The 17,925-nt window shown below is 61.4% G+C and carries 11 protein-coding genes and 1 pseudogene; 5 read left to right on the forward strand and 7 right to left on the reverse strand.

Translation table 11 applies throughout. From position 1 onward, the window contains the following. Positions 1-17 precede the first annotated feature (17 nt). From K2Z83_RS11100 to K2Z83_RS11110, 3 genes are all read right to left on the reverse strand, one after another. On the reverse strand, positions 18-2,792 hold the full coding sequence (locus K2Z83_RS11100) for a tetratricopeptide repeat protein (RefSeq protein WP_220595251.1): 2,775 nt from the start codon (positions 2,790-2,792) through the stop codon (positions 18-20). Continuing rightward, on the reverse strand, positions 2,789-5,461 hold the full coding sequence (locus K2Z83_RS11105; protein WP_220595252.1) for a CHAT domain-containing protein: 2,673 nt from the start codon (positions 5,459-5,461) through the stop codon (positions 2,789-2,791). The genes K2Z83_RS11100 and K2Z83_RS11105 overlap by 4 nt, the downstream gene beginning before the upstream one ends. A gap of 122 nt (positions 5,462-5,583) precedes the next feature. Further along, positions 5,584-6,903: a hypothetical protein gene (locus tag K2Z83_RS11110; protein ID WP_220595253.1), complete on the reverse strand. Its 1,320-nt coding sequence runs from the start codon at positions 6,901-6,903 to the stop codon at positions 5,584-5,586. A gap of 562 nt (positions 6,904-7,465) precedes the next feature. Between K2Z83_RS11110 and K2Z83_RS11115 the strand changes: the two genes are divergently transcribed. Beyond that, positions 7,466-8,440 (forward strand): transposase, encoded by a 975-nt coding sequence (locus K2Z83_RS11115; RefSeq protein WP_220595254.1) that lies wholly within the window; start codon positions 7,466-7,468, stop codon positions 8,438-8,440. A gap of 342 nt (positions 8,441-8,782) precedes the next feature. Then, positions 8,783-9,868 (forward strand): helix-turn-helix domain-containing protein, encoded by a 1,086-nt coding sequence (locus tag K2Z83_RS11120; RefSeq protein WP_220595340.1) that lies wholly within the window; start codon positions 8,783-8,785, stop codon positions 9,866-9,868. Here the strand turns inward: K2Z83_RS11120 and K2Z83_RS11125 are convergent. The 3 genes and pseudogenes from K2Z83_RS11125 to K2Z83_RS11135 form a co-directional block, all read right to left on the reverse strand. Further along, positions 9,856-10,011: pseudogene (locus tag K2Z83_RS11125) on the reverse strand (IS1 family transposase); the annotation flags it as partial. The gene K2Z83_RS11120 and the pseudogene K2Z83_RS11125 overlap by 13 nt on opposite strands. Positions 10,012-10,063: 52 nt before the next feature. After that, the gene (locus K2Z83_RS11130) at positions 10,064-11,704 is read right to left on the reverse strand and encodes a transposase (RefSeq protein ID WP_220595256.1); all 1,641 of its coding nucleotides are present in this window, start codon (positions 11,702-11,704) and stop codon (positions 10,064-10,066) included. A gap of 307 nt (positions 11,705-12,011) precedes the next feature. Continuing rightward, positions 12,012-12,431, reverse strand: coding sequence for a helix-turn-helix transcriptional regulator (locus K2Z83_RS11135; RefSeq protein ID WP_220595257.1), 420 nt, complete (start codon positions 12,429-12,431; stop codon positions 12,012-12,014). Positions 12,432-12,866: 435 nt separating this feature from the next. Between K2Z83_RS11135 and K2Z83_RS11140 the strand changes: the two genes are divergently transcribed. Further along, a complete protein-coding gene (locus K2Z83_RS11140) occupies positions 12,867-13,775 on the forward strand; it encodes a hypothetical protein (protein ID WP_220595258.1) in 909 nt (302 codons plus the stop codon). Here the strand turns inward: K2Z83_RS11140 and K2Z83_RS11145 are convergent. Then, positions 13,679-16,123 (reverse strand): transposase, encoded by a 2,445-nt coding sequence (locus tag K2Z83_RS11145; RefSeq protein WP_220595259.1) that lies wholly within the window; start codon positions 16,121-16,123, stop codon positions 13,679-13,681. The two genes, K2Z83_RS11140 and K2Z83_RS11145, sit on opposite strands and share 97 nt — an antisense overlap. Positions 16,124-16,466: 343 nt before the next feature. On the opposite strand from K2Z83_RS11145, the gene K2Z83_RS11150 reads away from it, so the two are divergent. Together K2Z83_RS11150 and K2Z83_RS11155 are read left to right on the forward strand one after the other, a co-directional pair. After that, on the forward strand, positions 16,467-16,760 hold the full coding sequence (locus K2Z83_RS11150) for a hypothetical protein (RefSeq protein WP_220595260.1): 294 nt from the start codon (positions 16,467-16,469) through the stop codon (positions 16,758-16,760). Next, positions 16,757-17,925 (forward strand): replicative DNA helicase (locus K2Z83_RS11155; protein ID WP_220595261.1); only part of this gene is annotated, 1,169 nt, incomplete at its 3' end. The genes K2Z83_RS11150 and K2Z83_RS11155, both read left to right, overlap by 4 nt.

Consider the following 17,925-nt stretch of genomic DNA (forward strand, 5'->3'; position numbering starts at 1 on the left):
GGGTTCCTTATTCGTAATCACACGTCTTGCTCAGATAGCTTCCGCCGCCTGACATCGTGCAGCGTGTCGAGCAGGCTGGTATCGTGTTTGAGCAGGTCGCGGCTATCGTTTCGCCAGAAGTCGATGAGGTACGTGCAAAGCATATCGATGAACTCGGGCTGGATACGCTGGAGCCGGTCGCGGAGAACATATCTGGCAGCCTCGAAGTTGCTGCGATTGAACAAGAGGGCTTGCGCGCAGGCCTCGCCATAGTGGGCAATTGCCCGGCGATAGTGCTGCTGCGAGGGTGTGGACGTAGCCAACTCAAAGGCGATATTACCGAGTATCAGCTCCATACGGCTCAGGAGCTCGGCGTAGCGCTGCCCTTGGGGCAGTGCGCAGTGCTCGACCTCCTCTGAGAGCGGGACTACGGCATCGGTGGTGTTTTTCAAATAGTGTGTCAGGATGAGCGACACTAGGCCATCGACAACCAGCGGCTCGGCACCGACTACAGCGGCGAGCCTACGGCTTTCCTCGAATGAGTCCTCCGCCTTCCACCACTCCGATCGGTGAAGCCAGAGCCGCCCCTTATAGTTCAGCGTCCTGGCCAGATCCGCCTTGCGGTTACGACGGCGCAGTATGCGCTCACTATGCTCAAGGTAGGCGGCGCTCTGCTCGGCGCGTTTTTTTAAGTCGCTGTTACCCATGCGGAACTTCAGGAAGAAGCTCGGCCACTCCTGGCGCAGGTAGTGCTCTAGCTCCAGGTGGATGGGGCCGGCTGTGGGGATGCGATCATTTGCCACAGAGTTGGGGTCGAAGATCTGAGCTGCCTTAACGGTGAGGCTCACCTCGCGCCAGTGATAGATAGTGGCCAGGTTTGCCAGGGCCTTGGCGTTCTCGACCTCATCCTTGAAATGCTCGAACACCTGTGATGCCAGGTAAAAATAGTGCACAGCAAGGTCATAATTGCCGGCATCACGCTCGATCATGCCGATCGTACTCCAGCTAAAGCCAACCTGTTGCTGCTGCTCCTCTTTCAGGTTCTGGCGAAGCTTCAGCGCCTGAAGGGCCTCTTCGCGCGCGCGCCCGTACTCACCACGCTGGCGGTCGAGGTTGGCGATATTATTCATGCAGGCTGCGACCCCCGCATCGTTCATCATCGCCTTTTCGATGCCCAGGCTGCGCGTATTCCAGCTGCGGGCCTGATCATACTCGCCGAGGGTTGTGCTGAGTGTCGCGATCTTGCGGTAGATCTGGGCCAGGTCGCTCTGCCGGCTTGCCCACGCTGGGCTTGTCGGGTCGATCTGGCCTAGGAGCTGTTCGAGCACGCTGCGGCTCTTGTGCTGGTACTCCAGGGCGCGTTTCAGGTCGCTACGTTCCTCAATACTGCCTATAAGGTTATAGATCTCGTAGCGCACCTCGCTGCTGACCTGCTCCTGGCGGTTCAGTATATCGAGGATGTGTCGGGCCTGGGCGTCATCGTGGCGGTAAAAGGCCAGGCGGGCCCGGCTGATTTCAAGCTGGTCGAACTGTTCGGCTGTCAGCTTCGCCACATTGGCCTCGATTACCTCCAGCATGAGCCGACAGAAGTCGACGGCCTTCTTGCGTCCATAGTCGTTAAAGAGCGTGATCGCTTTAAAGAGGACTTGCCCAATATCGAGATCAGAGTTCAGCTCGTAGTAGAGTTCTTCGATCTCTAGGGTGCGGCGCTCAAGGGTGTCCGTGACTCGAGCGAGCTTCTCCTGATATGCCTCGACCGCTTTCCGCGCAATCACCCGCCGCGTCGCTGGCGGATAGGCCGCATACTTGCCGATCAAATAGCGCATCTCATCGTGCAGCGTATACTCGTGCAGGTCTGCGCGATATTTGATGAAAGCCAGGTTCTGGAGTTGGGCCAGCACATGCTCAGCCTCGGCGGGCGTTAGTCCCATCAGGTGGGCGAGCATGGGCGCGTCGCAGCGCTTATAGACGACGGCCATATGCAGGATTGCCGCGTTGACCTGGCTAGGAAGTTCGCGTACCCACGAGACCATTTCACGCTCGAAATCCTCTTTGGGGACCGCAATCAGCTCATCGACATCGGCGTTCAAGAGAATCCACCCAAGGGCCAGGGCGAGCAGAATAGGCCTGCCCTCCGCCAGGTCATAGATCTTGTCGAGGCTCGCCTGATCGATAAGCTCGGGGAGATGTTCGCTGGCGAACCGCTGTTGCATATAGGTGCGGGCATCCTCCCGGGTGATCCCCGTTAGCCAGCGCTGATCAATATGCCCCCCAAGATATGCGGGCGGGATAGGCTCGCGGCCGGCAGTGAGGACAATCGTCTGCCCGTGCAGGCTGGGGAGAAACCTTTCGAGTAGCCAGGTGGCGAAGCTCTGGTGGGGAATATTTTCGAGGGTGTCGAATCGCAGCACTATTTTCGTAACGGTTCTGGCAAGCGCATTGTAGTCGGCCACAAATGCAGCAATAAGCTCCTGCTCATTCTCGTACGCCTCCTCTGATGTAGCAGGCTCCTGGTCCTGTCGCGCTAAGAAGGTTGTGAAGTGCTCAGAGCCAAGCTGGCGGGTCAAGCTATTGATCAACCCATCCTGCGTCTGATTCGCAAAGTCGTAGATATCGATGAGTGCCGGGACTACGCAGCCAAGCTGTTCAAACTCCGGGCCGAGCACCTCAAGCAGCTTAGTCTTGCCGATCCCGCCATCGCCGACGAAATGGAACATCCAGACCGGCTGCGCCGGATCGAGCAGCTTGAGGGCGCGCTGAATCTCTTCTGTGCGCCCGACAAAGCCTGTCCCAGTGGCATCAAAGAATGTCACAGTCTACCCTCATCATCGCGCGGCGGTCGCATCGTTTGCATTGGGTCGCCATAGAGTACATAGGCGGCCCAGGCCGCATCCGGCGCTGCTCGGAGCTGGAGATCGTGGCGCGCTAGCCGGACAGACTCGCCGATCATCTGGCCGGTCATCAGGTGGGTGAAGAATTTTACGGCGAACTCGGTTGCACTCTCTGGAGTGGTGTTCCACTGATTTACGAGGCAATGATTCGCTCCACTCCTGAGCACTTCCGCCCCCACATCCACGCCGGAGAGCGGAGACGACGTGTGCGCCCTGAGCTGGTCGCGTAGCTTGCCCACGGGCGCGTGCATATCTTCCCGCATCTTCTCTAGCGCATCCAGCAGGTCGGCGAGCGCGCGGCGCCGCTCCAGGTGGTCGATCAGCACCTGCATCTTCGCAAGCTTTCCATCACCGCTCAGGTTTTCATAGTCTACACCCAAAAGGTAAAACCCACAGAGCGTCTTGAGCTCATTATCATTCAGGCTCTCATCCATCAGGCCCAGCAGCAGTAGCTTAAACGGCTGGAGCTCTTTTCCATCGAGGAGTTGCATCTTGCCGGTCGTCGAAGGTTGCGTGTCCAGGCTGCCGCCGGGTCGGGGCTGGTGGACGCCATTGATGAAGACCAGCGGCCGCTGTTTAGTCAGGTACGAGCCCACGTCATGCAGCCGGGCCGCCCTGCCGTCCGCACACATAAGGCTGGCGACCACCCTATGCTCATCAGCGGAATACTCGGCCGTAACAGGTCCGGCCAGGTAGATCAGGCGATATTTCTGGCGGCTAAACAGCTCAAGCAGGCGTGGCCGGCTGGGAAATTGCTCCGTATCGCAGATGACGCGCCGGGCGCTTAGAACAGGCGCGATCTGCGCGATCTCCGTTTCCAGCGACGAGGCCATAGGGTCATCACGGGCACCCAGCGTAACCAGGAGCGCTTTTAGGGGCGTTGGGGGCGCACTATGATAGCCTGGGAGGTGCTCATCGCTCGCCCACTGCGACTGCGGCAGCGCCCGCCCGATGCTGTGGGTCAGGCAGAGGAAGCTCTCGCCAGAGCGCATAAGCTCATAGGGCACAGACGCGCCGGTCACACTGATCTCCAGGGCGTTGCCGGCCTCCTGGATGATCTGCGCCGTCGCATCAGGGATGAGGTCGGTGCGAATGAGCGTACCTACTTGATCGATGCGGTCGCCCATATCGCCAGCGGCGACACCGGCATCAAAGAGCTCGATCACCTTCACGACATCATCTGCGCGGATAGGCTTCTCGTAGCTGCGCTCCGCCTCCCGCGCGGCCTTCCACGTTGCCAGAACGCGCTGGGACTCTTCGATCACGATATCGAGCCGCACCTTCGTGCGCTGCTCGATAAACCGCTCAATGTTGCTGGCCAGTTCATCCCGGAAGCAAAAGAGCTCCTCTTCGTTCTTGATCTGATCGGCCAGGAGCCGGGCTGTACCCAGGCTCTCCGGCCCCGTGTAGATGGCGCGGAGCCGCTGCGTGCAGCGTTCGCGCAAGACGAAGTTAATCTTCTCGTCGGGGCTATCGTAGCAGCGGTAGATGCGGGCCAGCAGCAGGAGCTCGCCGCGTAGCCGTGCAGCGATGGCCTCTTTCCCAATCTGGCTATCCTGGAGGTCCTCGTTGAGCCGCCACTCATAGATCTGGAGCGCGAGCTCGCAGTGGTTAAAAAAGCCCTCGCGGTCGGTAATACTCCAATGGCGGACGAGCAGCCGGCGGAGCGGCGCGACAACCTCGTTGCTGTTGATCTTCTTCTCATAGCGTACGATGCCAGTTGCCCGCATCATTGAGATCAGATCGCCGAAGCCGTGGCTATAGCTCTCATCCATCGCCGAAAGGGTGTCCTCGTCGAAATAACGGTACACGGCCATCTCGCGAATGCGCTGATAGATGGCCTCGTTGAACTCCACCTTTTGCTCAAGCTTTGCCCGCATCTCCTGGACCAGGTGCTCGACCAGGGCTAGTTCTCTTTTGCGCCACTCGTGCGCCGAGTCTTGCGTCGACTCCTGGGTGAAGAAGGTTGCGATACACTCATTGCCGAACGGCAGCCCAAAGGTAAGGTAATGGATATGGGTGTGGAGCGACCGTATCGACGCGCGCACTTTGTTCTTGGCGATCAAGTAGCGCAGCTGATTCTCGGTTCCTTCAGGGTCGCAGAGTGGGATCTGGATGGATTTGATCTGCGTGCGCAACTCGGGGGTCGCCCGCGAGAGGAGATCGACGCGGAAGGGCCAGATGCTGCTGAGGAAGGCGATGACCTGGCCCTTGTAGGGCGGGCGGGTCAGCGGCACAAGCAGATCGAACACCTCCCGGCTGATCGCCTTCTGCCCGTCGCTGCCTGGCGCATCATCAATAATCAGCACCTTTCTCTGGCCCCGGAAGGCCGGCCCATCGATCATGCGCTCTAGGGCGCGCCGAAGCTGCTCCTGGCCGGCTGCGTAGTCGTCAGGGTGCGATGGAGCTGCGGGAAGGTCAATCCAGACCGTCTGGAGGTTCTTATCCAGCGCATGGAACTCCACCTCGCGCAGCCAGTGAGTTTTTCCAACCCCCTGGCTGCCCCAGAGCCAGATGATCGGCTCCTCCTGATCGTCGCCGGCGGCGAGTTGCTCGATACGTCGGGCGATAAGATCTGCTAGTCCAGCCATAGATATCAGCCCTGCTGATTGTTGACAGAGATAGAAGCTGAGATCGCAATCAGGTATGCGGTGGGAAGGGCAATGGCGGCTCCTTCCAGAGGTAGCGCCCGACCGCATTGGGCGGCTAGAGCTTAGAGGAAGAGCGCGTGATAGGGCGTATAGATAGGATCGCTCCGCTCAAGAACCGTGCGCAGCTCCTTTTTGTCGGCGTCCCAAAGCACCAGTGGGACAAGGTCGACGCCCTGAGCAGCAAATTTAGCCCGGCCCACATCGTCACGTTCGATGATCGCGATGAGGAAGGCGACATCGCCGCCGATCTCGCGAATTTTAGCGATGATGCTCAGGAGCAGGTCGACGTGGATGGAGAGCACAAAGACCCCGATGGCGCGCAGCCCTTGAAATGCCTGTTCGTTCAGCTGGATCACTCCTGGTTCGGGCTCCCAGTAGCGCTCGAAAGACAACCGCGCATCGCCAAGCTCGGCAAAGACGCGATGCACCACATCAGCGGTGGCAAACTCATCTTCTGAAAACGAGCCAAGCTCAGAGCAGAACAGGACGTATGGATCGGACGGGGACTCCAGATAGCGCGTGAGGACGTGGCGCAGCATAGGTGCTACGAGATCGCGCACCTCTTTGCGGTTGAATCGGGCTATATAGAGCCAGGAGTCGCTAAACTTATTGACCGAGAGCAGGAACTCGCCGGGGAACGTGATTCGTCTGACCCAATCCTTCAGGTCAAGCAGTTGCTGGGATACGTCGCTCTGGAAGGGGGCCACGGGGGGGGCTACTGCGAGCGGAAGCAGGGGGTGTGACGAAGGAGCGGAGCTGACTCCATCGACGGGGGCCTTTCGGACACCCGGGATCATAATCTTGCGCTCGTCGGGCCCAATCTGGGCAAGGGTATCGCGTGAGGCCAGGGCCATATATTTTGCCGCTGGCAACCGCAGATCTTCGGCGATATGCTTACGGGTTGTGCCGAACAGCGTCACGACGCTGCCGATCCTCTGCTCGTGCTGGCGCCAGAAGTCGACCATCGCCTGAGAATGGCTACCAGCCAGCAGGATCAAGTTCTCGCACCCTGCCACCTGATCCGCGGGGACAAGCTCATAGTTCAGACGGCTCATGATTCTGTGCAATGTGCCGAGCGTGTAGCGCTTGGCCTGAAATGCCTCCGGCGCGACGAGCTTTCGCCAGGGGTCGGGCTGCACTATATTGCGGGCAATATAGTCAGCGATCTGATCGAGAAGATCGCCGTATTGGTTTGCCAGGATTTCGAATTGCAGGTCGAGGTTAGTTGAATACGGCTGGGTTGGCAGTGCGCTGCTCTCGTTGTCGAGGGTGTGGATGGCCCACTTATATCCCAGCCGCTCGCGCGTTGACCAGATGCCGGCCTCGATAAGCTTCAGCAGGATCTCATTAAGCCCCAGCGGATGTGTAGCCTGGCTATCCATCGGTTGCTCCTGAACGGAGAAGGATTAGCACTGATAATAACGTGATCGGGGGCAAACAAGGTCGTTAACCAACCTTAGTTAGATTGTTGTACCGCATGATCAGGGCGATGTCAAGATCTGACTACAGGAGTGCAGGAGGGGTGCAAGCATGAGTTGTCAGAGACGTTGAACGGCTCTTCTCTGCTGATACAGTGGAGGTTAGCAGCACCCACGACGGCTGCTGCACCACGGGGAGGTGTTCTACCTGCTGAGCAGCGGAGGAAGGCATACTGGATCGGACCATAGTCGCCCAGACGCCAGAGATGTTCGTGACCACCATGACGGAGCGGACTGCGCAATGGACTATCCGAACCTATCGCGCGCGGGGACTCCAGATCCGGAGTGGGAAGCATTGAAAATTCCTGTAAACAACTGGTAATAACAATACCTTCGCCAAAACTGACCGGGAACGAGAATGGCTTTTGTGGTACCGTTGGGTCGATCAAAACCCGACAACGGAAAGCGCACAAAAGCCATGGATTCTATTCTACCATTGCTCCTCTGCCTGGTCGCTGAAGTCAGGATGACGACACTGCGCCAGCTTGGCCGGATTGTGCTGGCCATGCTCGCGATGACGGGACGGGTCACGATGCTGGGACTCTCGCGCTGGACCGGAACCGGTGGCAGCTATCGCACCATCCAGCGCTTCTTTCATACGACCCTGCCCTGGGCCGCGATGCTCTGGATCTTCGTGCGGACGCATCTGCTCACCCCCGGCGATGACATGCTGCTGGTCGGCGATGAATGTGTGGTGACGAAAGCCGGGACGGAGACCTACGGCGTGGATCGCTTCTTTTCCAGTATCTTTGGCAAACCGGTGCCGGGGGTCGCGCTCTTCGCGCTGGCCCTGGTCAGTCGTACGGAACGGCAGGCCTTTCCCGTGCAGATCGCGCAGGTGCTGCGTGAACCTGCGGGAACGCCGCCCCCAGCCGCGCCGGTCGCCAAACGGAAACCGGGCCGCCCGAAGGGCAGCAGCACCCAGGCCAAGGCCGATGCACCCCTGAATGCGGAACATACCCGTATCAGTGCCATGATCCAAGGTCTCCTGACCCGCATCGGGGCATCCCTCACGCTGCGCTATCTGGTGCTGGATGGGCATTTTGGCAACCACAACGCCGTGCTGATGGCCCGTCGCCTCGGCTTGCACCTTATCTCAAAGCTGCGCAGCGACTCGGCGCTCTATTATCCGTATGACGGCCCCTACGCCGGACATGGCCCACACCGAATCTATGGCGAGCGGATCGACCCAACGGCCATCCCGGAACGCTTTCTGAAGCAGACTACCGTGGAACACGAGATTGAGACGCGCATCTATCAGGTTGAGGCGCGGCACGAGACCTTTGACCAACCGCTGAATGTGGTCATGATCGTCAAGACCCATCAGACCACCGGCAAACAGGCGCACGTCTACCTCTTCAGTAGTGACGGCACTCTGGCCTGGGATGTCCTGCGTGACGACTACCAGCTGCGGTTCCAAATCGAGTTTGTCTTTCGGTAGTGGCTATATCTCGAATGGTGACGCGTCTCTTCCCCGAGGGAACGCCGTACGAAATGATTGACACCTCGCGTGTTTTGCTTACACGCGGAGTGAGCGATTGTAGCGAAAGAGAAACAGCCGGAGGCACACTTCATGGTGGTGTCCCTCATATTCCGTGATGAGGTAGGCTGACGAGATAAACATAATGTATCCTCGCGTGGGAGTAGTAGCCTTCTGCACGACGAGGATTGCATGGACTGGGCAACCTTGTACTGTCCGAACCGTGACTGTCGCTGTTACGGTCTGCCCTTTGCGCAGGGAATGTTGGTAAAAAATGGCTCTAGCCGTGGGGCAAAACAAGGGTTGTGTCGGGCGTGTGGATGGAGCGTATCATTGACCGAAGGTACCGCCTACTTCAATTTGGAAACCCCACGGTCGGTCTTCGAACTGGCCGTGCGTGCGCTGGCGGAAGGGATGAGCATCCGGAGCACCGCGCGGGTGGTACAGGTGGATAAAGACACCGTGTGTGCCTGGTTGCAGCGTGCAGGTGGCCATAGTCGGCTGCTGATGCTGTATTTGTGGCGGCAACTCCACGTCACCGAATGCCAACTCGATGAGCTATGGAGCTTTGTGCATACCAAGGAGCAGCATCTGCTCCAAGCGACAGAATGGTCGGAGAGCTACGGCGATGCATGGGTGTGGGTGGCATTTGCCCCCTGTTGGCGTTTGGTGTTGGCCTTTGTGGTCGGTAAGCGCACGCAAGCCGAAGCCAATCTGCTGCTGCAACGGGTCGTTCATGTGACGGATGCGCATATTCCCTTCTTTACCAGCGACCAACTGCCGGCCTACCAGACGGCACTGCTCGAAGTCTATGGAACCTGGTATCAGCCACCACGGCAAGGCTCACGCGGCCGTCATCCGGCCAAACGCCGCATTCCGCTTCCAAACTTGCGCTATGCGCAAGTGGTGAAACGACGCGAGCGCGGTCAGGTCGTGGAGGTGAGCAGGAAAGTCGTGTTTGGCAGTGACGACGACCTGGCTGATTGCCTGGTTGCCTCGTCCGCGAGCACCACCATCAATACCAGTTTTGTCGAGCGCGACAATCTGCGCTGGCGCACGCTCAATCGTCGCTTGACCCGCAAAACGCTCGGCTTTTCCAAGGACATTGGCTGGCTGGAAACCCAGCTCTGGTTGTCGATGGCCTACTATCACCTTTGTTTACCCCATCTCAGCCTGCGTGAAGCGCTGTCCAACCCACAACCTACCCGCGGTGAGGGTTCGCCGCGCATTTGGCGAGAGGTCACGCCTGCGATGGCAGCCGGTATGACCGATCACGTTTGGACGACGGAAGAGTTACTCGGCTTTCGCCTTCCAGTTGCCTTTCTCGATGAGTTGCCAGCAATCGAACACTTGTTCCCTAATCCAGATCTTGCCCATCACGGAATATGAGGGACACCACCCACTTCATGCATCAGATCGGTTTTTGAAAACGAGAGGGTTTTGCGCACAAACCGTGCCAGACGTTGGCGAATCGTGTTGTTAAACCGCTCAATATGGGCCGTTTCACCCGTTTCTTTGCCCACCGCTTCATGCTGGTCATCGGGGAGGATCATTTGATAGGTATCCTCTCCATAATCGCTGGAGTCAGCCGGCGGGCTGAGCAGCGAGGCGCGAGCGCTCGGCAATGCGCTCAGCAAGCGAGGGTGTGCTGGCGGGGCTGACCAGCCGGTCGCGTAGGTAGTGAAACAGCCCCACACCAAGCTTCGCAGCCGTGGCTGCAATCGTCTGGAACGTATCCCAGGCACGCGCTCCCACCCGCGACTGCGGCCCGAAACTCACATCGCGTTTGCGCACCCGCCGCCGCGCGGCAAGCTCCATGTCGTTGTTGTGCAGCGGCAACTCTGGCAATTCCAGCACCGCCAACAACTGCACGCGCTTGTCGGCAGTCTTGCCGATGCGCTCCTCCAACGCCGCGTAGTCCGTCTTGTAGGCTACCAGTGAGTCGAAGGCCGCCCTCAGACGTCCCCGCTCCTCCTCGCTCGGGGAAAGTCGGTATTTCAGCAGTGCTCGGTACAGCTCCCAATACTGCGTGCGATACGCCTGGAGGTCACGCAGATGGCGCGCCACAACCGGCCGCAGCTTCGCGTAGTGCCGCCAGTCATGCACCCAGCACAGCCCGTGGCCATCACTCAGATGGTCATACACGGTGGCGTCGTCGCTCAGCAGCCACGCCACAATCGGCACACTGCTCTGGGCATGGTACGCCGCCACCGCCAGGGCGTCGCCGACCGGTTGGAGCTGCTGCCGACCGAGCGTGATGCCTGCTGCCGTCAGCTGCTCGTGCAGTTCCGTTCTCGTCAGGTCGCGCTCCCAGGGGAGCGCCAGCACCAGCCGGTTGCGGAGCGGCGCTGGCAGGCTGGTTCGCTCCAGCCAGCTCACGGCCTCGTGGTTGAGGCGGAAGCGCGGCTCTCGCCCCCACAGCACGGCGAGCACATCCTGGCGTGTGCCGCCGGGCCGCGTGTGGTAGCTGGTGAACAGGGCGTTGCCGACCACGTGGCAGACTTCGTTCTGCCCGTCCACCCGGGTCGAGGTCTGGTCGGTAGCCACCCACGGCCCACTGGCAAGCCCGGCCTGATGGATGGCGTCTGCTTCTTCGGCCCAGCGACCCGTGGAGTCCGCAAGCAGTCGCGCGACGGTTCCCGCGCCAATCGACACGCCCATCGTCCGCAGGAACTGCAGCAAGGCCGGCTGGCTCACATTCGTGGTGTCGTGGCCGAGCGCCGGGATGAGGGTCTGGATGCTGGGAGAAAAGCCACCGTGGTAGCCAGGTGGTAGCGGCGCCAGGATGGTTTGGTTCGTGGAGGGGACGAACCACTCCTCACGCAGGAAGCGGATGACTTCGACCTGGAAGATGAGGTTTTGGGCGATGGTTTCGCGCGTGCCGTTGAAGCGCGCACCCTCAGGCAGGGTCGCGGGGTCGACCACGCAGCGTTCCTCGCGGGTGACGGTGAGGGTTTGGTTCTTTTTGGGCTTGCCGCGAGGGGTGCGGGTCTGGCGCTCGACTTCCGAGGAGTGGTCGGTCGGCGTCGGCTGCACCGATGGCTTGATGTTCGGCTTCCCTGCGCCACCTTTCAGGCGGGCGTTCTCATCGCGGAGCTGCTGGTTCTCGGCGCGCAGGGCGGCGTTTTCTGCAGCCAGCGCCTCGATGATGTTGAGCAACTGCTGAACGACCTCGCGGGTTGCGGGGTCGGCGATTGCGTCAAGGTTGACATCGGGGAGCTGCATATCAGGAAGTCTACCAGACCTTGGTCGGCCTGTCACCCAGCGCTCCAGCGATTATGGAGAGGATACATCGTTTTGAGTGCCTTAATCTTGATAACAGGTGTATGTTATGCTTGGAGTTGTATAATTTATGCATGGGGGGCGTTTAGTATTGGGAATACCGCTATTATGAGTGCTTTTATCAGTATCTTTTGTGTTTGTGGTTTTCTTGGTGTTTCTCTTGTAGCTGAGATGATATACGATGCAGTTAATGATATGGTGAAAATCATGAACCCTCAGTAGATATTTCACCTTAAAGTGCGACTTAAAATCAACTAGTTTTGTTCTTCTCCTCATGATCAAGAAAGCGAAAATACTGAGCAACTCGATCTAAAATAGATTTTTTTCCTATATCTGCATATTCCCTCATCAGTTTAAAAATCTGCGTTTCAGAGTCCAGACTCTCTGGATCACTGCCGATACGTCTTATTTCCTCAATGCGCTGAGCCGCCATATCTTGACTGTCTTCAAGAGTCCTCATCTCCTCCATAAGGCTCTTTACGTGTCTGATGTCGCCCTGAACGGTATTCACAAACATCATAAGTGACACAGCTGACGGATCGCTCTCGCCACGCTCCCACCGTGCAACTTGCTTCGATGACACTTCAAGTGCCTGCGCAACATCTTCCTGCGAAAGCGAATTCCACTCGCGCAGTAGCCTCAGATACATTCCAACATGCGTCATACTCATAACGTCACCATAGTAAGTGGACAAAATTGTCTAAAATTAAGCCTTGACAAAAGACATTTTTGTGATTACACTGTCATAGGAATAAATTGTCTGAGTGGGAGACATTGAGATTATGAATTTAAAAAATCTCTCTACATCGCTGGAACTGCTAGGGCGTGATGATAACGAACGAGCCCAAGTTCTCAATGTGACGCCGAAAACCATTCAACGATATCGATCAGGTCAGTTCCCTCAAATCCTACAAAAAATCATTCAACATCGCACTCTACTGCGGGCATTGCTAATCGATGCGTCTCTCCTATGTCCAAATGAGGACGCGCCAGAGCTCCCCAAATTGGAATAGCTAGCCGAAGACCATATCAGGTTTTCTCTCAGGCTATGCCATCTATGGTACAGCCCAGGCGTTGCCATTCTCTGCATTCTGTGGACGAGCCGATGTCACAACCATCATACTACATCCCAATCCCCCGGCGCCTGATCATCGACCTTCGCGACGCTCCGGTTGCCATCGGGGCTTACGCTCTGATCGCCCGACGCTACCACGCTGATCGTGTGCCAGTGCCGATCTCGCCACGCGATCTCCAGATCTACGATCCGTCGCTGAGTTACGGTGCGGCCACCCGTGCGCTGCAGCGCCTCGCTGCAGCCGGCTGGCTCATCGCCCAACGCACACCCGGGCGGAAATCGGCTTATATTTCCGCATGGGGCCGTATTGCAGGCGCGCCACGGGCATGGGATCTGGAGTTGCCAGACTACGGGCGACCGCGCCATATCCCGACCCTGCGGCTGGATCGGCGACTGCTTGACATCTGCATGGGCCGACTCGACCCGCATCCTGGCCATCCGGCTCTCGCCCAGCGCTACCTGACAACTCCACTGCTCTCGCTGCGCGACATCGGGATCTACTCGATGGCGCTGCATGGCTTCCCTGCTGCGAGCTATGCATTGGAGAATCTCGGCCTGTTGCGCGATGATGCAGCCCAGCCGCTGCCCGATGATGATGCGACGATTCTCGCCCTAGCCAGCCAGCGCCGTCTGCTCGACGCCGGAAGCCCCATCGCCTTGAGTCCCGCCGGATATCGTCAACTCGGCCTCGATCTCGCCGAGCCTCCCGCGCCCGCGTCGACGGGGCAGGCACTTTTTTTTGTGCCGCCCGACCAGATCGGCCCCATGATCGGCAACCCGATCATTCATGAGGCCATTATAGCACAGCCGTCGAGCGCACCACGACGCCGTGGGCGGGACCGTTACGTCCTGGGGACTACTTCGCCGAGGGCCTCAGGGGGCCAGTGGAGCATCTGGCCGCGACAGATCTGCGCCATGGGCAGCGTAGCCACGTCGTAGCCGGCCAGCTCCAGCGGACACTTCCCACGGATCCGCTGCTGCGCATCTGGGGTGAACGGGGTGAAGCGGTAGCACCATTCGAACACCGTCAGGTAGGTCTGCGCCGTGGTGATCGTGTCGAAGCCGCAAAACGTCTGGTAGTGCTGGTCGAAGCGCCGGTTCACCAGCTCGGCCGTGTTGTTCGTCTTGGGGATGCGGTCGCTCTCGATGGCGTTGACCAGCTTCGGCCAGTGGCGCTCCAGGCTGGCGAAGAGCGCCTCCACCTCGGGCGTCTGCGCCACATACGCCTCCCGCAGTGCCAGCACCGTGTCGTAGCGCCGTTGGGCCGTCCGTTTCGTCTTGGCGTGAAAGATGCCATCGAGCTGGTTCTGGAGCTTCACCGCGTCAGGGCGCTGCACACGGTAGTGTTTCCCGTAGGCGTCGCGCAGCTGCGTGTGCCAGGCTTGCAGGGCGTGGAAGATGCACTGGTGGTGAACCGCGTGGGGAAACACCGCTGGGATCGCCCGGTCGTAATCTGCGCAGAGGTCGGTCACGATGACCTGCGGCTGATACCCTTTGGCCCGCAGCCCCAGCAGGAAGGCCCGCGCCGCGTCCGTGCCGCGCACCGGGTAGAGCGCCACGTGCAGCAGGTCGTAGCTGTAGCAGTCCACCGCCACGTAGACGTACATCCAGTGCCGCTGCTTACCCGCCGGCTTGTCGTTGGTCGGCACCTTCACCCACTTCTCGTCCACGCCCACCACCCCGCTGCTGCGCACCACCCCGAACAGCGCGGCAACCGGCAGCAGTTGACCGCCAAACTGGCTGACCCAGCGGTAGGCCGTCGCCGTCGACACCCCCAGCCCGGCGGCGACCCGGCGGTAGCTGCTGTGTCCGAGCTCGTAGGCCTGCAACGCCTGGAGATGCACCTCCGTGCGCCAGGGCGAATAGGGCAGCAGGTCGGGCGGCAGGCTGGTGAAGCTGCCGTGCGCGCAGGCCGTATTCTGGCAGTAGTAGCGGAACACGTCCAGCGTCTGCACCTGGCCCGCCGCATCGATGTAGCGCTTGGCGCGCGGGGTACGGCTCTTGCGGCGCACCTGGCTACTGCCGCAGTGTGGGCAGCGGATGCTGCCGTCATCGACGGTCTCCCAGTCGCCGCAGAGGATGTGCTGGAGGTGATAGCCCCAGGCCAGCGGGCGTTCGAGTTCCTGGCCGCTGCCGAGGCCCAGCTCCCTGCGCAGGGCGAGCAGGTCGGCCAGCCGCGAGCGCTCCTCTGCGGTGGGTGGCTCGCCACGCGCCAAGCGGGCCTGGAGCTGGTCGAGCAGGGCAAACAGCTGCGTCACCAGCCAGTCGTCCTTGGGGCGCAGCGTCTCGGCGCTGAGCTGGAAGCGCTCGCGGAGCACCCGGCGGGCGACCAGCAGCCCGCTCTCCTGGCCAATCTGGTTGATGGCGTGCGCGCTCAGGGTCAGCCCCTCGGCCGCAGCGGCGGCCTGCACCTCAGCCACGCTCCACCAGAGGTGGCGCGCCCAGAGCTGAATGAGTTCTTGGCGCTGCGCGTAGGGCAGCAGCGGGCCATCGTGGCGGCTCATCAGGCGTTGCCAGTCGCCAGCCTCGCGATAATCCTCCCAGCGACTGATCAACTCCTGGAGCGTGCCGAACCAGTCGGCCAGCCAGCTCTGGCAGAGGAAGGGCCATTTCGAGGGGTAGTGCACCAGGTGAATGTCACGGAGGAAGAGCAGGAACAGGCGGCGGTCAAATTCGTCGACCGGCTTGTGGCGAATGACAAAGTCCGTGCCCAGGCTCACCTCGTAGGTGCCATCATCAAGGATACGCCCCGTGGCGCGCGGCTTGGGCGGGCGGGGCACGGCGACGGCGGCGAGGAGGCCGCTGGCGGTCAGGATGTGGTCGCGCAGCAGGCCAACACTGAGGGTGAGCAGCAGGGCCAGCTGGAGGGCGGCGCTCATATGGATGAGCCAGCGACACGCGGCCCGCTGCCCCCAGCGCGGCCAGACCAGGGCGCTGAGGGTGAGCAGGGCGCGCAGCAGCGGCAGACTGGCGAGCAGGAGCAGGGGCGGCGCGACCCGATTGGCCCCCAGCAAAAGCGCGAGCAGCCCCGCCTGCGCCAGGACGGGCCGCAGGAGCTGGCGGGTGATCGGCCAGACCCGCGCCGCGCGGGCGGGCCGCTGCCACACGCGTCGCCGCACCCAGCGCACGGTTCCGGTGCGGCTCATCGCGGACACCGCCGCCGGGAGGCTCTCGGAGCCATGACCACCGCCGAGCCCAAGCAGCAGCGGCAGCAGCGCCAGCGCGAGTACGCGGGCAACCTGGGACTGACGCCGATGCGATAGTGGGGCCAGAATGGTATGATGCACGCTATGCCAGCCTTTCACGGATGGGCGTCATGGTCTTGTGGTAAAGCTCCATGTACACCCGTCCGCAACGGCTGGCAAATCTATACCCGAGCAGATCGGCCTCGCGAGGCCGACATGACGAAGCGCCCCGGCGACGGAGCGCTTCCTATGGCTTTCGATTAGTCCCTACCGTGTATCGGTCTCGCATGGGCGGGCGGTTCCGCCGCAGCCGACGGGATCATCAGGGAGTCTCAGGGATCTGAGCGAGTCCCCCCAGCCCCCTGCAGTTACAGACGCCGCTGGTGGTGGCACGAATCGTACTGAATCCGAGCAGCGCCTGCTGGCCCTGGGCGTTCGGCGCAGCGTGGCCGCCAGCCTGGCCGACCGCCAGGCGGTCCAGGTCGCTCGCGTGATCGCCCAGGCCCGCGCCCGCGCTGATGTGCGCGACCTGGCGGGCTGGGTGGTCGCCGCCCTGCGCGACCTACCCGATGGCATAGAGACGCCGCCCGAGCGCCCGCTTAGCGCCCTGCCCATCCATGCCCACCCCGACCTTTCCGACGAGCAGCGCGACCGCTGGATCCGGCGGTTCCGCGCCGCGCCAACCCCCGCCGAGCAGCGCGCCATCCTGGATCGGCTGACCCAGGAGCATCCGCAATGAGCGAGCGTAGCGTGCCCTACGACCTCACCGCCGAGCGGTCGGTGCTGGGGGCCATCCTGCTCGACCGCGAGGCTATCCTAGCCGTCAGCGACCAGATCCAGCCCGCCGACTTCTACCTGGAGCGCCACGGACAGGTCTACGCGGCCATGCTGGCCTGCCTGGCCCAGCGCGTCCCCCCCGACCTGGCCACCGTCGCCGGCGAGCTGCGCCGCCAGGAGCGGCTGGAGCTGGTCGGCGGGATGATCGCCCTGGGCGAGCTGGCCGCCGAGGTGCCCACCGCCGTCCACGTCGAGTACTACGTCCAGGCGGTCGCCCGCGCCGCCACCCTGCGCCGCCTGATCGAGGCGGGCGGCAAGATCACGGCCCTGGGCTACGACGAGCGCGGCGAGCTGGAGACGACGCTGGATCGGGCCGAGCAGACCTTGTTCGTGGTCAGCCAGCGCCAGCGCGGGGCCGACTTCGTGCCGCTGAGCGCGGTAGTGCAGCAGTACTTCGACGCGGCCCAGGCCAATGTGGAGGAGCGGGTGACGCCGACAGGCCTGCTCGACCTCGACCGGCGGCTGAACGGCGGGCTGCGCCCGGGCCAGCTGGCCCTGCTGGCGGCCCGCCCCGGCCTGGGCAAGTCCGGCATGGCCATGAGCATCGCCTACGAGCTGGGGGTGCGGCGACGGCGCGGGGTGGGCGTGGTCTCGCTGGAGATGGGCCGGGCCGAGCTGCTCCAGCGCCTGATCGCCATCCATACCGGCGTGGACACGCGGCAGGTGGAGGCGCGCACCCGGCGGGGCGACCCGGCCATGGTGGATGCTCTGGCGGCGATCGCCGACGCGCCGATCGCGATCGAGGACAGCGCGATGCTGACGGTGATGGACGTGCGATCGAAGGCCCGGCGGCTGGCCGCGCTGCGCCCGCTCGACCTGCTAATTGTGGACTACCTCCAGTTGCTGATCAGCGACATCCGCGCGCAGAGCCGGGTCGACGAGGTGTCGCGGATCTCGCGGCAGCTGAAGCTGCTGGCGCGCGAGCTCGGGTGCCCGGTGCTGGCGCTGTCGCAGCTGTCGCGGGCGGTGGAGCAGCGGGCGAGCAAGGTGCCGCAGCTGAGTGACCTGCGCGACAGCGGAAGCCTGGAGCAGGACGCCGACATCGTCATGTTTATCTACCGCGAGGA

This window comes from Oscillochloris sp. ZM17-4, assembly GCF_019599295.1.
Taxonomy (GTDB): Bacteria; Chloroflexota; Chloroflexia; order Chloroflexales; family Chloroflexaceae; genus Oscillochloris.